Annotated in this window: 14 protein-coding genes; 6 read left to right on the top strand and 8 right to left on the bottom strand. The window is 42.2% G+C overall.

Features of this window, described 5'->3' with window-relative positions; all coding sequences use genetic code 11:
* Positions 1 to 68: 68 nt before the first annotated feature.
* Both ansA and sppA read right to left on the bottom strand, forming a co-directional pair.
* Positions 69 to 1,079 carry an asparaginase gene (gene ansA, locus NH462_RS17190; RefSeq protein ID WP_010376991.1) on the bottom strand — a complete coding sequence of 337 codons (1,011 nt, stop codon included), beginning with the start codon at positions 1,077 to 1,079 and terminating at the stop codon, positions 69 to 71.
* 71 nt (positions 1,080 to 1,150) lie between these two features.
* A complete protein-coding gene (sppA, locus tag NH462_RS17185) occupies positions 1,151 to 3,031 on the bottom strand; it encodes a signal peptide peptidase SppA (protein WP_253106819.1) in 1,881 nt (626 codons plus the stop codon).
* Between the two features lie 212 nt (positions 3,032 to 3,243).
* Here sppA and NH462_RS17180 point away from each other — a divergent pair, with 212 nt between their 5' ends.
* The 5 genes from NH462_RS17180 (at position 3,244) to NH462_RS17160 (ending at position 9,172) form a co-directional block, all read left to right on the top strand.
* Positions 3,244 to 5,205 carry an NADPH-dependent 2,4-dienoyl-CoA reductase gene (locus NH462_RS17180; RefSeq protein ID WP_253106818.1) on the top strand — a complete coding sequence of 654 codons (1,962 nt, stop codon included), beginning with the start codon at positions 3,244 to 3,246 and terminating at the stop codon, positions 5,203 to 5,205.
* A 328-nt stretch (positions 5,206 to 5,533) separates the two neighbouring features.
* The gene (locus NH462_RS17175) at positions 5,534 to 6,241 is read left to right on the top strand and encodes a DoxX family protein (protein WP_253106817.1); all 708 of its coding nucleotides are present in this window, start codon (positions 5,534 to 5,536) and stop codon (positions 6,239 to 6,241) included.
* A 185-nt stretch (positions 6,242 to 6,426) separates the two neighbouring features.
* Positions 6,427 to 6,975, top strand: coding sequence for an NAD(P)H nitroreductase (locus tag NH462_RS17170; RefSeq protein ID WP_010376998.1), 549 nt, complete (start codon positions 6,427 to 6,429; stop codon positions 6,973 to 6,975).
* 12 nt (positions 6,976 to 6,987) lie between these two features.
* Positions 6,988 to 7,620 (top strand): uracil phosphoribosyltransferase, encoded by a 633-nt coding sequence (gene upp, locus NH462_RS17165; protein WP_010377000.1) that lies wholly within the window; start codon positions 6,988 to 6,990, stop codon positions 7,618 to 7,620.
* 124 nt (positions 7,621 to 7,744) lie between these two features.
* Complete coding sequence (locus NH462_RS17160) at positions 7,745 to 9,172, top strand: M1 family aminopeptidase (protein ID WP_253106816.1); 1,428 nt, start codon at positions 7,745 to 7,747, stop codon at positions 9,170 to 9,172.
* 68 nt (positions 9,173 to 9,240) lie between these two features.
* Here NH462_RS17160 and NH462_RS17155 read toward each other — a convergent pair whose 3' ends face one another.
* A complete protein-coding gene (locus tag NH462_RS17155) occupies positions 9,241 to 11,694 on the bottom strand; it encodes a TonB-dependent receptor (RefSeq protein WP_253106815.1) in 2,454 nt (817 codons plus the stop codon).
* Between the two features lie 174 nt (positions 11,695 to 11,868).
* On the opposite strand from NH462_RS17155, the gene NH462_RS17150 reads away from it, so the two are divergent.
* Positions 11,869 to 12,393 carry a YaeQ family protein gene (locus NH462_RS17150; protein ID WP_253106814.1) on the top strand — a complete coding sequence of 175 codons (525 nt, stop codon included), beginning with the start codon at positions 11,869 to 11,871 and terminating at the stop codon, positions 12,391 to 12,393.
* 59 nt (positions 12,394 to 12,452) lie between these two features.
* On the opposite strand, the gene yfaE is transcribed toward NH462_RS17150, so the two are convergent.
* The 5 genes from yfaE to ubiG all read right to left on the bottom strand — a co-directional run bounded on the left by yfaE (position 12,453) and on the right by ubiG (position 17,904).
* Positions 12,453 to 12,725 carry a class I ribonucleotide reductase maintenance protein YfaE gene (yfaE, locus tag NH462_RS17145; protein ID WP_010377013.1) on the bottom strand — a complete coding sequence of 91 codons (273 nt, stop codon included), beginning with the start codon at positions 12,723 to 12,725 and terminating at the stop codon, positions 12,453 to 12,455.
* Positions 12,725 to 13,855 (bottom strand): class Ia ribonucleoside-diphosphate reductase subunit beta, encoded by a 1,131-nt coding sequence (gene nrdB / locus NH462_RS17140; protein ID WP_010377015.1) that lies wholly within the window; start codon positions 13,853 to 13,855, stop codon positions 12,725 to 12,727. The genes yfaE and nrdB overlap by 1 nt, the downstream gene beginning before the upstream one ends.
* A gap of 53 nt (positions 13,856 to 13,908) precedes the next feature.
* Entirely contained in the window at positions 13,909 to 16,194 is a 2,286-nt protein-coding gene (gene nrdA, locus NH462_RS17135; RefSeq protein WP_010377018.1) for a class 1a ribonucleoside-diphosphate reductase subunit alpha, read from the bottom strand.
* Between the two features lie 355 nt (positions 16,195 to 16,549).
* Positions 16,550 to 17,197: an HAD-IA family hydrolase gene (locus tag NH462_RS17130; protein ID WP_253106813.1), complete on the bottom strand. Its 648-nt coding sequence runs from the start codon at positions 17,195 to 17,197 to the stop codon at positions 16,550 to 16,552.
* Positions 17,194 to 17,904, bottom strand: coding sequence for a bifunctional 2-polyprenyl-6-hydroxyphenol methylase/3-demethylubiquinol 3-O-methyltransferase UbiG (gene ubiG, locus NH462_RS17125; protein ID WP_010377022.1), 711 nt, complete (start codon positions 17,902 to 17,904; stop codon positions 17,194 to 17,196). Before ubiG ends, NH462_RS17130 begins: the two co-directional genes overlap by 4 nt.
* Positions 17,905 to 17,910 lie beyond the last annotated feature (6 nt).

The following is a 17,910-nucleotide window of genomic DNA, read 5'->3' as shown; positions in this document are numbered from 1 at the left end:
CGAGCTGATTTAAAAGCCGTGGTAACGATACCACGGCTTTTTTGTTGTGTTACTTTTTCGCTTTACTGCTATCGAGTTAGCTCACCGCGCAGATTGTCTTGCATCAAATGGCGGATCGTTTCAAGCTCTAGCTGCTGGCTAAATAAATAGTGTAGCTTTGTTAAGCACGCTTCTAGTGTCATATCGTAGCCACTGATCACACCACAGTTTAATAACGCATTTCCTGTCGCGTAGCCGCCCATATTCACTTTTCCTTGAATACATTGGGTGAGGTTGATAATCACCACTCCGCGGTCGCTGATTGCTTTAAGCTCAGTTAAAAAATGCTCGTCTTGTGGCGCGTTACCAACACCGAAGCTCAATAAGATTAACGCTTTCATCTCGCCACGCATTAGGTTCTTAAGGATTTCAGTTGAAATCCCTGGATACAAATGCATTACCGCGATAGGTTGAGGTGAAATCTTGGTGACTTGCAAGCTTTGCTCAACGTAAGGGCTTAGCTTCCCTTCGATCAGCTGAATATTGATCCCAGCTTGTGCCAGCGGCGAAAGGTTTGGAGAAGCGAATGCATCGAAGCCATCAGCATGAGCTTTGATTGCTCTATTACCGCGGTAAAGTTTATTGTTGAAAAACAAACTTACTTCGGCGATAGGGTAGTTGGCAGCCAAATACATCGCGTTTAATAGATTTACTTGACCATCAGAGCGCAGTTGTGACAACGGAATTTGAGAGCCGGTCACTATCACAGGTTTTGTTAAGTTCTCAAACATGAAGGATAGTGCAGAGGCAGTGTAGGCCATTGTATCTGTGCCATGTAGCACCACAAAGCCGTCGTAGTCGTGATATTTTGATTGAATGTCATCCGCGATAAGTTGCCAGTGATGCGGTGACATATCTGACGAATCAATTAACGGGCAATATTCATGAATATCAAAAAGCGGCATTTCATCGCGAGTAAACTCAGCGTTATTTTTTACCGTATCTGTTAGATATCCTGCAACCGGAACGTAACCGCGACTGGATTGCTTCATACCAATGGTACCACCGGTATAGGCGATATATATTTTTTTTCTTTTCATAAAAAAGCCCAGAATAAAATCTGGGCTCAGTATAACAATTACAGCACCACAATTGCAGTGCTTAATCGATTTTACTCAGGTGAAACGTTACACACTAAGCAAAGCGTATAGACATGGTTAGGATCGTTAAGCTGGCCTAACATCTGAGTTTGTAGTGCTATTGTATTGCTAACACTGTCTAGGGTATTTAATGCAGTTTTTGCGAATATCGATTGCTCAGGTACAAGGGCACTAATGGCGCTTTGCACCATAGATGCACCGAATAATTGCTGCATCAGCTTTTCTTGCTCGGTGAGTGTTTGTTCAATAGTGATAACATCATACATCTCTAAATTGGCAAGACTTGCTGCCGCTTCAATGGCATCGTTCTTGTTACCTAACTTATCAACTAGGCCAAAATCAAGCGCCTGAGTTGCTAGCCAGACACGTCCTTGCGCAACTTCGTTAACCGCTGACTTATCAAGGTTTCGCTCGGTTGCAACCATAGAGATAAACTTATCATAGGCATCTTCAACCCCCATCTGGATAAGGTTTTTATAGCCACCATCTATCCCTCTGAATGGAGATTGGCCTTTTAATTCGGTTGTTGCAACACCATCAGAGTATATGCCTAATGAGTTTGCTGCATTTTCAAAGGTCATGATCATGCCAAATACACCAATAGAACCCGTGATCGTGCTTGGTGATGCCCAAATTTCATTAGCTGACGCTGCAATCCAATAACCACCAGAAGCTGCAACTGAACCCATTGATGCTATCACGGGTTTTCCAGCGGCTTTTAGTGCAATAACTTCATTACGAATGGTTTCAGAAGCAAACATGCTACCACCGCCAGAGTCAATTCTTAGTACAACGGCTTTCACTTTGTCGTTAAGGCGGGCCTTTTTAAGTAGTGCAGCTGTTGAATCGCCACCAATAGCACCCGCTTTACGCTTGCCATCAGAGATTTGACCTTTAGCAACAACCACTGCGACTTTTTCGGTAAATGGATTTTCTGCAAACTCTTTAGGCGGCAACGTCGATAGATATTGATTGAACGAGACCTGTTTAAAAGATTTTCCTTTTGCATCGAGACCAACTTCATCGATCAGTTTCTGTGCAAAAGCTTGATTGGTCGTTAACGCATCGACCCATTGGTTGTCGATAGCGTATTTGGCGGAATCGCCTTGTGCCGCTTCCATTTTGTCTGTTAATGCAGCGAAGGTTTCATCAAAATTAGCCACATCGAAACCGCGGTTCTCGGCTACTTCTGTTTTATATTGTGTCCAAAGCGGGGTGATCCATCCAAGATTCGACTCTTTTGCTTCAGGTGACATATCGCTGCGAATATAAGGCTCAACGGCCGACTTATATGTACCAACGCGGAAAATATGCTGCGTAACTTTTAGCTTATCAAGGGCTTCTTTAAAATACAGCGGATACATGCCAAATCCGGTGATATTAACTCCACCGTAAGGATGTAGAGAAATTTCATCGGCTACTGAGGCGAGATAATATTGAGCTTGAGTGTAATAGGCGCCGTGGGCATAGATTTTTTTGCCCGCCGTTTTGAAATTCGCGAGCGCGTCTTTAATATCTCGTAATTTGTCGAGATGGGCGCTATGAAGACGCTGTAAATCAAGATACATCACTGTAATGCGGTCATCTTGAGCTGCTTTATTGATAACATCGATGACATCATCTAATAAAATTTCGCTTGGCTCTTCTGAGTCACCAAAAGCATCACTCATTGCCGCCTCAACAGGGTCAACATAGGTCAATTGCTCAACTATGATACCGTTCAGGTTTAAACGTAGTACGCTTTTATTTTCGACCTTAACCTGATCCTCACCCGATACAATACTTATCACGATGGCGATAAGAATGAATAAAAACAGCAGATTTAAAATTAATCGCCTGGAAAAGTTCAGTGTGGCCCAAATGCCTTTAAAAATATTCGCTATCAGTTTCAAAATGATCCCTTATGCTTAACTTCAATACAACTCTATACATTTATCATATATCAGAGCGAGTTTCATGAATAATAGAAAAACGTAACGAAGTATTTTCATGATTGAAATATCGCCAATGCTGCCAAATTCGTTAATTTCTTTCTCCTTAAGACTTGCCAAATAATAAAAAAACGTTAATGTTCACAGGTAAGACCAGTTTTGTGGGGCGGCAAATGTTAGAACAAGAACTACAACTTAAACATACCAGTTTGCGAAATCGCTTGGTAATGGGATCAATGCATACCGGGCTTGAAGAAGGGTGGCACAACCGAAAGCGACTGGCTGCGTTTTATGAGGAACGAGCAAAAGGTGGAGTGGGTCTGATAGTAACCGGTGGCTACAGTCCAAACCTACGCGGTAAGTTGACACCAATTTCTTCTTCTTTTAACTCGTTATACGATGTAATTAAACACAAAGCATACACTGATGTAGTACATAAGCATGGTGGCAAAATTTGTCTACAGTTACTACATGCAGGGCGCTATGCTTATCATCCATTCAACACTGCACCTAGTGCGATAAAAGCACCGATTAATCCATATAAACCAAAAGCAATGAGCGTAAGCGCAATCAAAGGTACGATTAAAGACTTTGCTCACTCAGCTAAATTGGCCGAAAAAGCAGGCTACGATGGTGTGGAGATCATGGGCTCAGAGGGTTATTTAATCAATGAGTTTATGGCGGGTCATACCAATAAACGCACCGATGAGTATGGTGGTAGCTTAGAAAACAGAATGCGATTGGCAACAGATATTGTAAAAGCGGTTAGAGCAAAAGTGAGCGATAAGTTCATAATCGTTTTTCGTCTGTCGGTCATGGACTTAATCCCAAATGGCTCAACACCAGAAGAAGTTGTGCTTCAAGCCAAAGCGTTGGTCGCGGCAGGTGTGGATATTCTTAACACCGGTATTGGTTGGCACGAAGCGCGTGTTCCAACAATTGCTTCGATGGTGCCTCCTGGTGCCTATCGTGAAGCGTCACATAGATTAAAACAAGCCGTTGATATACCTGTTGTAGCAGTAAATAGGATTAACACCCCAGATCTTGCTAATGACATCTTAGCTAAAGGAGATGCCGATCTTATTTCTATGGCGCGTCCGTTACTCGCTGATCCTGAATTCTTTAACAAATATCAAGAGCAGCGCTCGGCGCAAATCAATATTTGCATCGGTTGTAATCAGGGTTGTTTAGACCATGTATTTAAAGGCAAACGAGCAACATGTTTGGTGAATCCACAAGCGGGATTTGAATTGGATTATCCACTTCAAAGTGCCCAAAGGAAAAAACAAGTACTCGTTGTTGGGGCAGGACCAGCTGGACTGTCTGTAAGTTATTATCTCGCTAAAAAAGGCCACCAAGTTAAGTTGATTGATAAAGGTAGTGAGCTTGGTGGTCAGTTTAATTTAGCGATGCGAATACCAGGTAAAGAAGATTTCCAACATACGCTTAAATACTATGTTAGCGAAATAAATCGCTTAGGTGTTGAGCTTTGTCTAAATACACCATACGAAGAAACAATGGCAAACGCGTTTGATGATGTGGTATTTGCAACGGGTGTAAGCCCACGTATGTCGAAAATAGAATGTGCAGATGGGAAACGTGTGTTTGCCTATGACGAAGTTATTAAAGGTGAAGTAGAATTAGGCAATAAAATCGCTATTTTAGGTGCAGGTGGTATTGGCTTTGACATGGTAGCGTTTTTAACTGAAGAGCGAGAACAAACTATTCCTGATTTTAAATCACAGTGGGGGATAGAATGTGAAGCGCAACCATCACAAGAGCAAAGACCTATTTATATGTTAAAACGCTCTGAAGGACGTTTTGGTAAAGACTTAGGTAAGACCACTGGCTGGATCCACAGAGCTGTTGCAAAACATCACAATGTTCAGCAAATTGCAGAATGCGAATATATCAGCTTTGATAATCAAGGTTTGACTGTAAGAGTAGCAGGTGAAGAACAACTGTTAGATGTAGATACAGTCATTGCTTGTATTGGACAAGTTTCTAACGATAGCTTGTTCGATAAAGAAGCACTACCTGAAAATCAGCACGTTATTGGTGGGGCTAAACTGGCCGCAGCGATTGATGCTAAGCGAGCGATTGCAGAGGCCCTTCAGGTAGCAAGAAAGATTTAGGGTCTGTTGAACTTTACTGTTTGATTTTTGTTCTCCTGAGTGTGTTTTGGTCGCGACGCTCGACTTGCCGCCTAGTAATCTAAGCAAGAGTTGAGCAACAATGAACAAAGCGCACTCAGGTGAACCCATAGGGCAGCGCTTGATTGGCATTTCTACTGTGTTATCGCCTGACTCACATAGAACAACTATGCTACGCAGGCTCTGCCTTGTATAAACACCAATCAAACTGCTGCAAAAACAAACTTGAAAGATTAACAGGCCCTTACGAAATAACCCAACCCAATCTGCGGTCTATACTGATAATTCAAACATCAACTATGGACCGCATATGCTTGCCAACCTACTAAAGCCGTATCGGCAACTACAACATTTATCTAAACATTTTTCTGGTATCGCGCCATTACTCATGCGCCTTATTGTCGCGCCAGTTATGATCATTGCAGGTTACAATAAATTAAATTTGGCTAATCCGGACGCGACATTTTTACAAAGTCTCCTCGCCGATCCCAATATTGTCGCATGGTTTGGCAATAGTGAATGGGGCTTAGGTTTACCTTTTCCTGACTTGCTTGCCTTTCTCGCCGCTTGGACGGAGTTTTTAGGTGGTTGGTTAATTTTGTTTGGCCTGCTTACTCGTTTAGTGTCTATTCCGCTCATGGTGACTATGGTTGTTGCTGCAACTACGGTGCATTTGGAGCATGGCTGGTTTTCGGTAACGCCAACAAACCCAGACACCAGCGCCGCTAAAGTATTAGACTGGCTCGGCTTTGACGAAGCCAAAGTGAGTTTAGAAAATAGCGTAGCAGCAAAGCAACGTTTGGATTTAATTAAAGAGATAGTCGAAGAAAATGGCAGACCGAATTATCTCTACGAAAAAGGCAATATTGTTATTTTAAACAATGGAATTGAATTTGCGGCAACTTACTTTGCATTACTACTTTCACTATTTTTTACCGGTGGTGGACGTTATGTCAGTGTCGACTATTGGTTGAGGATACTTATTGATAGGAAACAACGCGATTTACTTCCAGAGTAAAACGAAATATTGCAAAGATGCTATTCAGAAATCCGTGATGTCGCGTGGTCGAATTTAAGGGAAAATGGTAGACTACAAGCCACGTAATACCAATTTGCTTAAGTATTTGGTCTATTTCGAGACACGTAATAAGTCAAATTGGTATAATTCACGGCCATTTTGAAGGCACAACACGGGATGAGTTAATGGACGCCATAGAATTACTCTTAACACGCCAGTCAGATAGCAATCTGTCTTTTCCTGGACCTAATCCAGCTCAGTTAGAAATCATTAAAAAAGCAGCACTAAAAGTGCCAGATCATGGTGGCTTAACACCGTTTAGATTTATTACAGTTGAAGAAAAAGGCCGTGAAAAGCTAGGTGAAATCTATTATCAAGCGGCGGTGAAAGAGCTGCAAGAGCAGCGGGTGATAGATAGAGCGAGACAACTACCAGAGCGCGCGCCTATGTTGATCATCGCAGTATCTCCTTATCAAGAACATCCAAAAGTGCCTCGTATTGAGCAAATTCAAAGTGCCGGTTGTAGTGTACTTGCTATGCAGCAAGCGGCTTTTGCACAGGGGTTGTCTGGTGTGTGGCGAACGGGCTACTTTGCCCAAAGCCCTGAAGTGAAAAAGCAACTTGGTCTCGATGAAAAAGATGAGATCGTAGGCTACCTTTATTTAGGCACGCCTACAGTGCAGTGTACAAAGCCAGTAAGGCATAAACCAGAAGATTTCTTTAGCAGTTTATAAGGATACGCAGCCATGGCATTACATGTAATTGATCACCCATTAGTTCAGCATAAACTTGGACTCTTGCGAGAGCAGGGTATATCAACCAAAAACTTTCGCGAAATTGTCTCAGAAGTTGGCAACTTACTCACTTACGAAGCAACAAAAGATTTGACGTTGAGCGATCAAGTTATTTCTGCTTGGGACGGTAACGAGTTAACAGTTAAAAGGCTTACAGGTAAAAAGATCACCTTAGTGCCAATTTTAAGAGCCGGTTTGGGAATGCTAGATGGCATACTGCAGTTGATCCCTGCAGCTAAAGTGAGTGTTGTGGGTTTACAGCGCAACGAAGAAACACTTGAGCCTGTGCCTTATTTTGAGAAGTTGGTGGGCAATATCGATGCCAGACTTGCATTAGTTATTGACCCAATGCTTGCGACTGGTGGTTCACTGATTGCTACTATCGACATGCTAAAAAAAGCAGGTTCAAAAGAGATCAGAGCGATTGTACTTGTGGCAGCGCCAGAGGGAGTAAAGCTGGTGGAAGAAGCGCATCCTGATGTTGAAATTTATACCGCTTCGCTGGATAGTCATCTAAATGAAAAAGGATATATTGTGCCAGGTCTAGGTGATGCCGGTGACAAAATCTTTGGTACGAGAACCTAGCTGGTTTAGTGATTAATAGATATTGTTTTTTGATCTAAAACAATGATACAAAAAAATATGGTAGTAAAAACACGTCTTCCGCTCTATTTTTGTTAAAACAACAAAATAATATTAAGGATAGACGATGTATTTGCTACGTATTTTTTTGTGGCTAAGCTGCATTTCTGCTTCAGCAAACGAGCTCCCTAGTATTGAAAAAATAGAAACATTTGCAACTAACTATCATCTCAATCTCAGCATTCATACACAAACAAGCAGTCTATCTGGCAGCGCAACGATAACGGTTAAAAACCAAGGAACAACACCAACTAGAGTAATCCCTTTAAGACTTTATCGCTTGCTTAGTGTAGTCAGTATCACTTCGGAAGCGGGTAAATCCCTCAACTATACACAACGAGTAGTAAGTAATATTGATGACTCACTATTTCAGTCTAATTATATTAAATTATCGTTATCTGAGACGCTCCAACCAGATCAACAAACAACTTTTACTGTTAATTATTCTGGCCATATAAAGGGATATGTGGAAACTGGGATGGGTTATATTAAAGATGACATCACCCCTTTATTTTCTATTATTCGTATGGACGCATATGCTTACCCGCTCATCACAGTGCCTGATGATAGGGTAAATCGCGCGTCACGCTTTTGGCAGAAGTTGTATAACTACACTGCTGACATCGAAGTGGATAGTGGCTTAGTAGTAGCAAATGGTGGCATTTTACTAGGCGTAATAGAAACCAGTCATGGTCGAAAGGTGTATTCATACAAAAACCAGAAACCCTCATGGAGAATGGACTTCATGGTTGCACCATATACCGTGACAAAAGGACATGGCTTTAAGCTATTTACGTTACCTGGAAATAAATATGCAACTGACTATATAGAAAAGGCAAAGCAAACTATAACACTGTATGAAAGTTGGTTTGGTCAACGTCAAAGTACTGGTGAGTTTAGTTTTATAGAGATCCCAAAGGGGTTTGGTGCTCAAGCTGACGTTACCGCAATTATCCAAGACAGCGAAGGGTTTGTGGAGGTAACCCGCCTGTATCATGAACTTAGTCATTTATGGGATCCACGTTCGAATGAAAGTTACTCACCGCGTTGGAATGAAGGCAAGGCGACCTTTTTAGAGTATTTAACGGATTCGCGGTTGAATAAAACGGTGTCTTTAAGCTCGCATATGACAAACGTGTTAAAACGGGCAAAGAAACAATTTGTTAAACAGCCAAAATATTTAACGACTACGTTTGAAGAATATGGCAAAGCGGGGCTTAATGCCTATTCGGTAGGGGCGCTATTTTTTGCGCTCTTGCATCATGAGCTAGGAGAGGAAAGGTTTAATCATTTACTACGTACTTTTTATGCAGAACATGTTAAAAGCGGAGCATCAACAGGCGACTTTATCCTTGCACTGCGTGACTTGAAAAACCCTAACATTGATTGGATATTATCTCGTTGGGTGAATAGCCATAGGTTCACGCTTGATATTTTAGACGCTACCAACTTTGAGCACTTCATCATGTTGAGTATAAGAAGCAGTAAAATATAAACAACCCAAATAAAAAAGCTACCGATAAGAGGTAGCTTTTTGGTTTCTATAAAAGAAAGGAATCGGTATTAAAAGTAGCCTCTGATACCAAGCTTAATGTTACGACCTGGAAGTGGGGCTTGCTCTTTGATAAACGAGCTATGCACAAAGCCGAGTTCATTAGTCAAATTATCAAGGTTAACATAACCAACCATGTCACTGCCCATAAACTCAAAGTCATAGTTAAATGACATATCCACTAACGTATAGCCCTTAGTTTCACTTTCATAGCTGGCGATGTTGTCTTGCTTGAAGTAATGCGTCACTGTGAAGTTAGCAGTTAAGTTCTCGTAACTGTGTTCGTAATCAAGACCTAGCTTGTTACTTGGGATACGTGGTAAATATTCGTCGTTATCTAACTTGGCTGTTAGCGAGTCACCAAACACTTTAACGCGTGCAAAGTTGCTTAATTTGTAATGGGCATCAAACTCAAGACCGTATAGTTTGGCATCACTGCTTTCAAACTTAAACACTGGAACAGCGCCTTCATGTTCGTGATCTGCCACTTCTAAACCGTGCTCTGGACTATAGATATAGTCTGTTAATGCTTGATAGTAGAAGTTTTCGATGTCGTTATAGAAGAAGTTAACGGTATAGCCAAAGTCACCTGAGAACTTTCTAAAGCTGATGTCTAAGTTGTTTGATGTCTCTTGTTCAATATCTTGTGGCTCAAAGTGTAAATGATCGCCTTCTAGCTCATAACCAAGCCCTAGTTCATAGGTGCTGGTTGCGATATGAATACCATTTGAAAGAAGTTCCGCGGTTAATGGTGCGCGCTCCGAGCGAGACAGCGAAACAGCAACGTTTTGACCTTCAGCAAAGTCGTACACACCACCAATAGATAAGCTTAGATTAGTCATTTCTAGGTCATAAGAAATAAACCCATTATCTAAGTTACCACCATGGTCGTGGTCGTGTTCACCTTCATGGTCATGGTCATGGTCATGGTCGTTTTCGTACGCTTCCAGTTGGTTACCTTTACTTGATAGCTGGTAGTCTTCGATTCGAGCACCTAACTCAAGCGTAAAATCTCCAAAGCGACGTTCTTCAAGGATATAAAGTGCGTGCGTTTTGGTATTGGTCGATGGTGTAAAAGCTTCTTCACCGTTCGCGGCGTAATCGCTGTCGGAGAAATGATAACCAACAGTGCCGTGCCACTCTCCTAAGCGGTGCTCCGCCGTTAAGCGTAACTCAGTTGTATCATTCTCAAATACAGTACCAATATTTCCATCTTCAATTTCAGCGTGTCCATAATCGGTGTAGCCGACACGTAGACCAACAGATTCAAGCCAATCACTGTGTACTGCATAATTTACAAGCCCTTGCCAACGATCTTGCTTTACTCGAGCAAATACGGATTCTTCTTCGTGGTCATGTCCTTCTTCTTCATGTTCGTGATCATGGTCATGACCAATATGAGAGTGAGCAGGAATGCCATAGTCCGTATCAACACGGCCATAAGAGAAACCAACGGTCAGATGATCGCCGACGTAACTTGTACCTAAGTTAAATTGCTCAGAGTCGATAAAGGTATTATCGACGCGACTGGCGTACTCTGTTTCATGCTCTTCTGCTTCGTGGGCATGATCTTCGCCTTCATGTTCATGCTCGTGTTCTTCATGTTCGTCATGAGGTAGCGCAAAATTTGGGGTTTCATAGTCACCACCTTTACGCTTAACGCCATCGAAATGGAAGTTAAAGCCGTCAAAGCCTGATTCTAATAACACCGCAAAGGTATTGGTATTTGAGTTGGTATCATGGCTATAGTCGGCAGCGCCCTGAAGGCTTTCGATCACATCAGTCGGAATACGATTATCAACGACATTAACCACACCACCTATTGCACCTGAGCCGTATAGTAGGGTAGCTGGGCCTCTTAGCACTTCAATCTGTTGCGCGGCTAGCGAGTCATTAGTGTTGGCGTGATCTGGACCAACGCGCGAGGCATCGCTACTGTCTAACCCATTTTGTGTGATTTTGACTCTCGGTCCATCTAAGCCACGAATGATTGGGCTTGAACTCACCGGACCAAAGTAACTAGCATTGATCCCTGGTTGGCCTTTTAGTGTTTCACCCAGTGTGGGTTTTGCACGGTTTTTTAGTTCATCACCGCTTAATACACTTACTGGAGAGGTCATTTCCATACTATTTTTGTGCAGGGCAGAAGAATAAACAACTATGCTCTCAACGGACGTTGGTGTTAGCTCAACACGTACGAAACCTTGTTCTTCGGTAACATTAATACGATGGTCTAAGTAGTTTGGCTTTGAGATATGAAGCTGCGAGTCAGCATCAAGCTCAATCGTAAATTGGCCAAATTTATCTGACTTTACCGATTTGCTTTTGCCATGAAGGTGGATAGTGGCGTTACTGAGCGGTTGGTTGTTTGCATCAACCACTTTACCTGTTAGTTGTGCAGCATAAGCTGGCGCTGCACCTATTATTGAAATTAATGCGCTGGCGATAAGAGACTGCTTAAACATATTTTTATTACCACGAGTTAGGTTATGTATTGAACGAGTGAGCTGTTCTACTAATAGAGTGATAATATAACACTACAAATTTTGCGGATCAATAACGTTATACTATAACTTAGTTATTGTTGAAATTAGAATTACAGCTATAGTTAAGAAACAAGCTAAAGTGAGCACAACATAATGAATAAGCCATTTGTTTTCAAGGCAAGGATTAAGGTTGCTGACTTATTTCACCATAGCCACCATGAAGAAGCGTTTACTACTGCCATGTTGTCAAAAGAAAGTAGCGAGCACTTTGCGATGAAACTGCTTGGGATCTGCGCACTATCTTTTGATAAGCCGGCAAAGTGGAGCAAGGCGGAGAAAAAATATTGGCCGGATGTATGGCTAGAAGATGACAACGAACAGGTTGAAGTCGCTTTGTTTATTGGTACCTTAGAAGTCGATGAGATACTCAAGTATGAAAAGCTTTATACTAAGGTTGTGGTGTTGTGTGCTGGCGGTGAGCAATGGTTTGAAGAGCGTCGAGCGCAATTACAGTTTATTGGATCTTTCTCTGTGTTTAGTATTCCCACGGACTTTGTAGCTGAATTGTGTGAAATGCTGACGCGAAGTTTGCATTGGGATGTGATTTTTGAAAATGGGGCGATGAGTGTTACTGATAGTGAACACTATATTCGTACTCAAATTACCAAGCTGATTTAAGGCATTAGTTAGGGATAACGGCTGTTAGAGAACAAATTACTATCTCGTGTTTTGGTTATTTACGGCAACTCTATTTTAATATGGCTTGTGGGTCTGCTACAGCACAATAAAATTTCCCCATCTCTCACAAAAGCAAGTGGTTCGTTCGCGTACTGTGTTTGTCCCTCGATGAGTTTGGCGCGGCAGGCGCCGCAAAAACCCTCGCGACATTGATAGGGGACTTCAATATTTGCGGCTTCAAGTGTTTCGAGTATCGAAGACGAAGAAGCCACATATTCCAGTGGCTCCTTAATATTCTCAACCTGAATTAGGAAGGGTGGCTTTTCAACCATTACAGGTCGAAATCGCCAAAGTCTGAGGCATCAACTTCAGAGTCGATTTGTCCAACAAGGTATGAGCTGATCTCAGCTTCCTGTGGTGCAACCTGAACATTGTCAGAAACAAGCCAAGCATTGATCCACGGAATAGGATTCGATTTGGTCTCAAATTGCGTTGGTAAACCAACTGCTGCCATACGAATATTTGTGATGTACTCAACGTATTGACACAAAATATCTTTGTTTAGGCCAATCATTGAACCGTCTTTAAACAGGTACTCAGCCCATTCTTTTTCTTGCTCAGCTGCTTCAACAAACATCTTAATTGCTTCTTCACGGCATTGTGCTGCCACGATAGACATTTCTGGATCGTCTTTGCCTTCTTGCATGATATTCAGCATATGCTGTGTGCCAGACAAATGAAGCGCCTCATCACGAGCAATTAGCTTGATTATCTTTGCATTACCTTCCATAAGCTCTCGCTCAGCAAAAGCAAATGAGCAAGCAAAGCTCACGTAGAAGCGGATCGCTTCTAAGATGTTTACTGACATGATGCAAAGGTACAGAAGCTTTTTCAGCTCAAACAAATTAATGACGACCGTTGTGCCGTTAATTTCATGTTTTCCTTCACCGTACTGATTATAAAGGCTTACCTTTTCAATCAGTTCGTCGTAATACTTGGTCACTGCATCCGCACGTTCAACAATTTTGTCATTGCCCACGATGTCGTCAAAGATCACTTCCGGGTTTTGCGTCACATTACGAATAATGTGAGTGTAAGAGCGACTGTGGATCGTTTCACTAAATGCCCAAGTTTCGATCCAAGTTTCAAGCTCAGGAATGGAGACGATCGGCAAAAGTGCAACGTTTGGAGAGCGACCTTGCACACTGTCTAGCAATGTTTGATATTTTAGGTTGCTCAAAAAGATATGTCTTTCGTGCTCAGGAAGTGCCTGGAAGTCCAATCTATCCTTACTTACGTCTACTTCTTCTGGACGCCAGAAAAACGATAATTGCTTTTCAATTAGCTTTTCGAAAATAGGGAACTTCTGTTGGTCGTAGCGAGATACATTAACAGTTTGCCCGAAAAACATCGGTTCTTTTAATTGGTCGTTATGATTTCTGCTAAACGTAGAATATGCCATAAATGTGTTACTCAATACCTAAAAAAGCGGGTGAAGACCACCCGCATAAAAAGTTATATCTTACAAGCGCCGCCTTCACAGCCATCGTCTTCTGCTTCTGGTTTCAACTCATCTTGAGCATCCGAAGCACCGTCGCGGGTATTATGGTAGTAAAGTGTCTTAACACCAAGTTTGTACGCGGTGAGTAAGTCTTTTAGCAATAGCTTCATAGGAACTTTACCCGCTTCAAACTTACTTGGATCATAATTGGTATTTGCAGAGATAGTTTGATCGATGAACTTCTGCATAATACCAACTAGCGCAAGGTAACCATCGTTAGATGGAATATCCCAAAGTAGCTCATAGTTGTCTTTGAGGCGGTCGTACTCTGGTACAACTTGCTTCAAGATACCATCTTTACTCGCTTTGACACTGATATGGCCACGAGGTGGTTCAATGCCGTTTGTCGCATTTGAAATTTGCGATGATGTTTCCGATGGCATCAAGGCTGACAACGTTGAGTTACGCATACCGTGTTCTTGGATACTTGCTCTTAATGCATCCCAGTCAAGTTGTAATGGCTCTTCACAGACTTTATCAAGGTCACGCTTATAGGTATCTATTGGCATGATACCTTGTGAATAAGTCGTCTCGTTAAACTTAGGACAAGCGCCGCGCTCTTTTGCCAGTTCATTCGATGCTTTCATCAGATAGTATTGGATCGCTTCAAATGTTCTGTGTGTTAGGCCGTTAGCGCTACCGTCTGAGTACTTAACACCGTTCTTTGCAAGATAATAAGCAAAGTTAATCACACCGATACCCAGTGTACGGCGTCCCATCGTCGCATTGTACGCAGCAGGAACAGGGTAGTCTTGATAGTCTAATAGGTTATCAAGTGCGCGAACCGCCAGCTCTGCTAACTCTTCTAGCTCATCTAGAGACTTGATGGCACCTAAGTTAAATGCTGAAAGCGTACAAAGTGCAATTTCACCTTCAGGGTCATTTACATGGCTTAACGGCTTCGTTGGTAGTGCAATTTCAAGACATAGATTTGACTGGCGGATCGGTGCAACCTTAGAGTCAAACGGGCTGTGCGTATTACAGTGGTCAACGTTTTGTAGATAAATACGACCAGTGCTCGCACGCTCTTGTGCAAACATTGAGAATAATTCAATCGCTTTAATGCGTTTCTTACGAATAGACTCATCTTGCTCGTACTTAACATACAGTTCTTCGAATTTATCTTGATCTTCAAAGAATGCGTCGTAAAGACCTGGCACATCTGATGGACTAAATAGCGTGATATAGTCGTCTTTAATTAGGCGGCTATACATGGTTTTGTTGAACTGCACGCCATAATCTAAATGACGCACGCGGTTTTCTTCAACACCACGGTTATTTTTTAGTACTAATAGGTTTTCAACTTCAAGATGCCAAAGCGGGTAGAATAGGGTAGCTGCGCCACCACGCACACCGCCTTGAGAACAGCTTTTAACGGCAGTTTGGAAGTGCTTATAAAACGGTATACATCCTGTGTGGTACGCTTCACCATTTCTGATTGGGCTACCTAGTGCACGAATACGACCAGCGTTGATACCAATACCAGCACGCTGACTGACATATTTTACAATCGCAGAAGAAGTTGCGTTGATTGAATCTAGGCTATCGGCACATTCAATCAGTACGCATGAGCTAAACTGACGTGTCGGCGTACGAACACCCGCCATAATTGGCGTTGGTAATGAAATTTTGAATGTTGAAACCGCATCGTAGAATCGCTTAATGTAATCTAGACGCGTTTCTTTCGGGTAGTTTGCAAACAGGCTTGCAGCAACAAGAACATATAAGAACTGCGCACTTTCATAGATCTCGCCTGTTACGCGGTTTTGTACAAGGTACTTACCTTCCAACTGCTTAACGGCTGCATAGCTGAAGTTCATATCTCGGCTATGGTCGATGTAGCTATTTAGCTCATCAAACTCTGCTTTTGTGTAGTCAGTGAGAAGGTGCTGATCATAGCGCTTGTCTTCAACCAGCTTTACCACGTGGTCGTGTAAGTGCGGCGGCTCAAAACAGCCATAGGCTTTCTTACGCAAGTGGAAAATAGCCAAACGAGCGGCTAGATACTGATAATCTGGAGACTCTTTTGAGATCAGATCGGCTGCAGCTTTAATAATCGTTTCGTGGATATCACCAGTACGAATACCGTCATAAAACTGGATGTGTGACTTTAATTCAACCTGAGAAACTGAGACGTTATCTAGGCCTTCTGCCGCCCATGTAATGACACGATGGATCTTATCTAGATCTAACGGTTCTTTGCGACCGTTTCTTTTGCATACAGATAGCTGTTGGTTCATGTTATGTGCCTGTATTCCTTAGGAACGCGCTTTAGATATCGCACGAATATAAAATTGTTTAGCAAACCACCACTATATATGGTGCCCTAGTGGCTAGGGATCACAAGATAGTGGGGTTGACGTGAATTTGCAAGAGAACAACTCGGGCAGAATTGTGGATAAGTTTGGGATAATTTATTTATGTAAGTATCCACTAACCTATGACATTCCACTTATCTGCCCACAAAGAAAAATCAACAAAAAGATGATGCTTTTCAGCAAAAATAAAAAAAAATTCTAACTGATTTTTTTCTACACAAATTCGTATCTATTATAGCAAAAACACAATATATGGTGTTTTATTTTTTTATCGACACTAAATATGCGATAACGTGTCTAATGGGTTAGTAAGATAGAGATCCGCATACCAAGACTTAGCTTCAGCTTCAGATGGAATGAATCCCCACATTGCTGCGGCACTAATCATTTTTGCGGATTTTGCAGCAATAATGTCTCGTTCAGCATCGCCAACATAAATACACTGCTCTGGTGAAACCCCCAATTTTGACGCCACTAACAGTAAAGGCTCGGGATGAGGTTTGGCCACCGCCAGTGTATCTCCGCATACTACTGTCTCGATCTTTGCAAGTTCAGGGATCTGTTTTAGTAGCGGAAGTGTTAAAAACTCAGGCTTGTTTGTCATGATCCCAACCTGAATCTCTTTTTCTAGAAGTGCCGCTAATAACTCACCAATTTGCGCAAAGCATTGGGAATGTACTGATAAATTCTCCAGGTAGTAGTCGAGCACACCCTGATGTAAAACCTTAGTGTCGTAGTGCTTTAGTGACTCACCAAATCCTACCTGCAACATCGCTGCTACGCCGTTTGAAATCGCACTGCTATATGCCTGTTTGCCGACAGTAGGCATTTTATTAGCAGTTAAAACGTGGTTTAGTGCAGCGCCCAAATCATCACTGGTATCCAGCAAGGTGCCGTCTAAATCAAATAGTACCGCTTGGATCATGCCAGCTTCTCAAAGTGTAGAATATAGTTAACTGAAACGTCTTTAGTTAAGGTAAATGTTTTGCCGATAGGGTTGTAGTTAATCCCTGTCGCTGCTCTAACTTTGAGGTCGTACTTTTCAGCCCAATCAATTAAGGTCGAAGGGCGAATAAACTTATCATGCTCATGCGTGCCTTCAGGAACCATTTTAAGCAGTTTTTCTGCGGCGACGATAGCCAGTAAATATGCTTTTGTAGTTTTGTTTAAGGTAGAAAAAAATACATGACCACCAGGCTTAACTAGCTGTGCGACTGAACGAATAATGGATTCTGGGTCTGGCACGTGTTCTAGCATTTCCATGCAAGTTACTACATCGAATTCACTTTGGTGCATGGCTGCGAATTCTTCCGCTGGCACTTTTTGATAGTCTACGTTAACGCCGACCTCTAATGCGTGAAGCTTTGCAACGTTAAGCGGCTCTTGCCCCATATCGATACCGGTTGCATTTGCACCCAGCTTAGCCATGCTTTCTGTTAAAATCCCACCACCACAACCGACATCCAATACTGTTTTTGCGAATAGGCCTTCACACTTATCGTTAATAAAGTCCAACCTCAAAGGGTTAATGTCGTGTAATGGTTTAAATTCTCCCTCTCGGTCCCACCAGCGCTCTGCTATTTCTTCAAATTTAGCGATTTCATTAGGGTCTACATTTTGATGTTCGGTCATAAAAAA

Source organism: Pseudoalteromonas sp. OANN1 (assembly GCF_024124685.1).
Classification (GTDB): domain Bacteria; phylum Pseudomonadota; class Gammaproteobacteria; order Enterobacterales; family Alteromonadaceae; genus Pseudoalteromonas; species Pseudoalteromonas piscicida.
Note: the sequence above shows the minus strand (reverse complement) of the source record. Positions and strands in the feature narration are given on the sequence as shown.

Excerpts from the sequence above, each read along its gene's own strand:
- ansA (WP_010376991.1), bottom strand. The coding sequence starts at position 1,079 with ATGAAAAGAAAAAAAATATATATCGCCTATACCGGTGGTACCATTGGT.
- NH462_RS17180 (WP_253106818.1), top strand. The coding sequence starts at position 3,244 with ATGTTAGAACAAGAACTACAACTTAAACATACCAGTTTGCGAAATCGC.
- NH462_RS17175 (WP_253106817.1), top strand. The coding sequence starts at position 5,534 with ATGCTTGCCAACCTACTAAAGCCGTATCGGCAACTACAACATTTATCT.
- NH462_RS17170 (WP_010376998.1), top strand. The coding sequence starts at position 6,427 with ATGGACGCCATAGAATTACTCTTAACACGCCAGTCAGATAGCAATCTG.
- upp (WP_010377000.1), top strand. The coding sequence starts at position 6,988 with ATGGCATTACATGTAATTGATCACCCATTAGTTCAGCATAAACTTGGA.
- NH462_RS17160 (WP_253106816.1), top strand. The coding sequence starts at position 7,745 with ATGTATTTGCTACGTATTTTTTTGTGGCTAAGCTGCATTTCTGCTTCA.
- NH462_RS17155 (WP_253106815.1), bottom strand. The coding sequence starts at position 11,694 with ATGTTTAAGCAGTCTCTTATCGCCAGCGCATTAATTTCAATAATAGGT.
- NH462_RS17150 (WP_253106814.1), top strand. The coding sequence starts at position 11,869 with ATGAATAAGCCATTTGTTTTCAAGGCAAGGATTAAGGTTGCTGACTTA.
- yfaE (WP_010377013.1), bottom strand. The coding sequence starts at position 12,725 with ATGGTTGAAAAGCCACCCTTCCTAATTCAGGTTGAGAATATTAAGGAG.
- nrdB (WP_010377015.1), bottom strand. The coding sequence starts at position 13,855 with ATGGCATATTCTACGTTTAGCAGAAATCATAACGACCAATTAAAAGAA.
- nrdA (WP_010377018.1), bottom strand. The coding sequence starts at position 16,194 with ATGAACCAACAGCTATCTGTATGCAAAAGAAACGGTCGCAAAGAACCG.
- NH462_RS17130 (WP_253106813.1), bottom strand. The coding sequence starts at position 17,197 with ATGATCCAAGCGGTACTATTTGATTTAGACGGCACCTTGCTGGATACC.
- ubiG (WP_010377022.1), bottom strand. The coding sequence starts at position 17,904 with ATGACCGAACATCAAAATGTAGACCCTAATGAAATCGCTAAATTTGAA.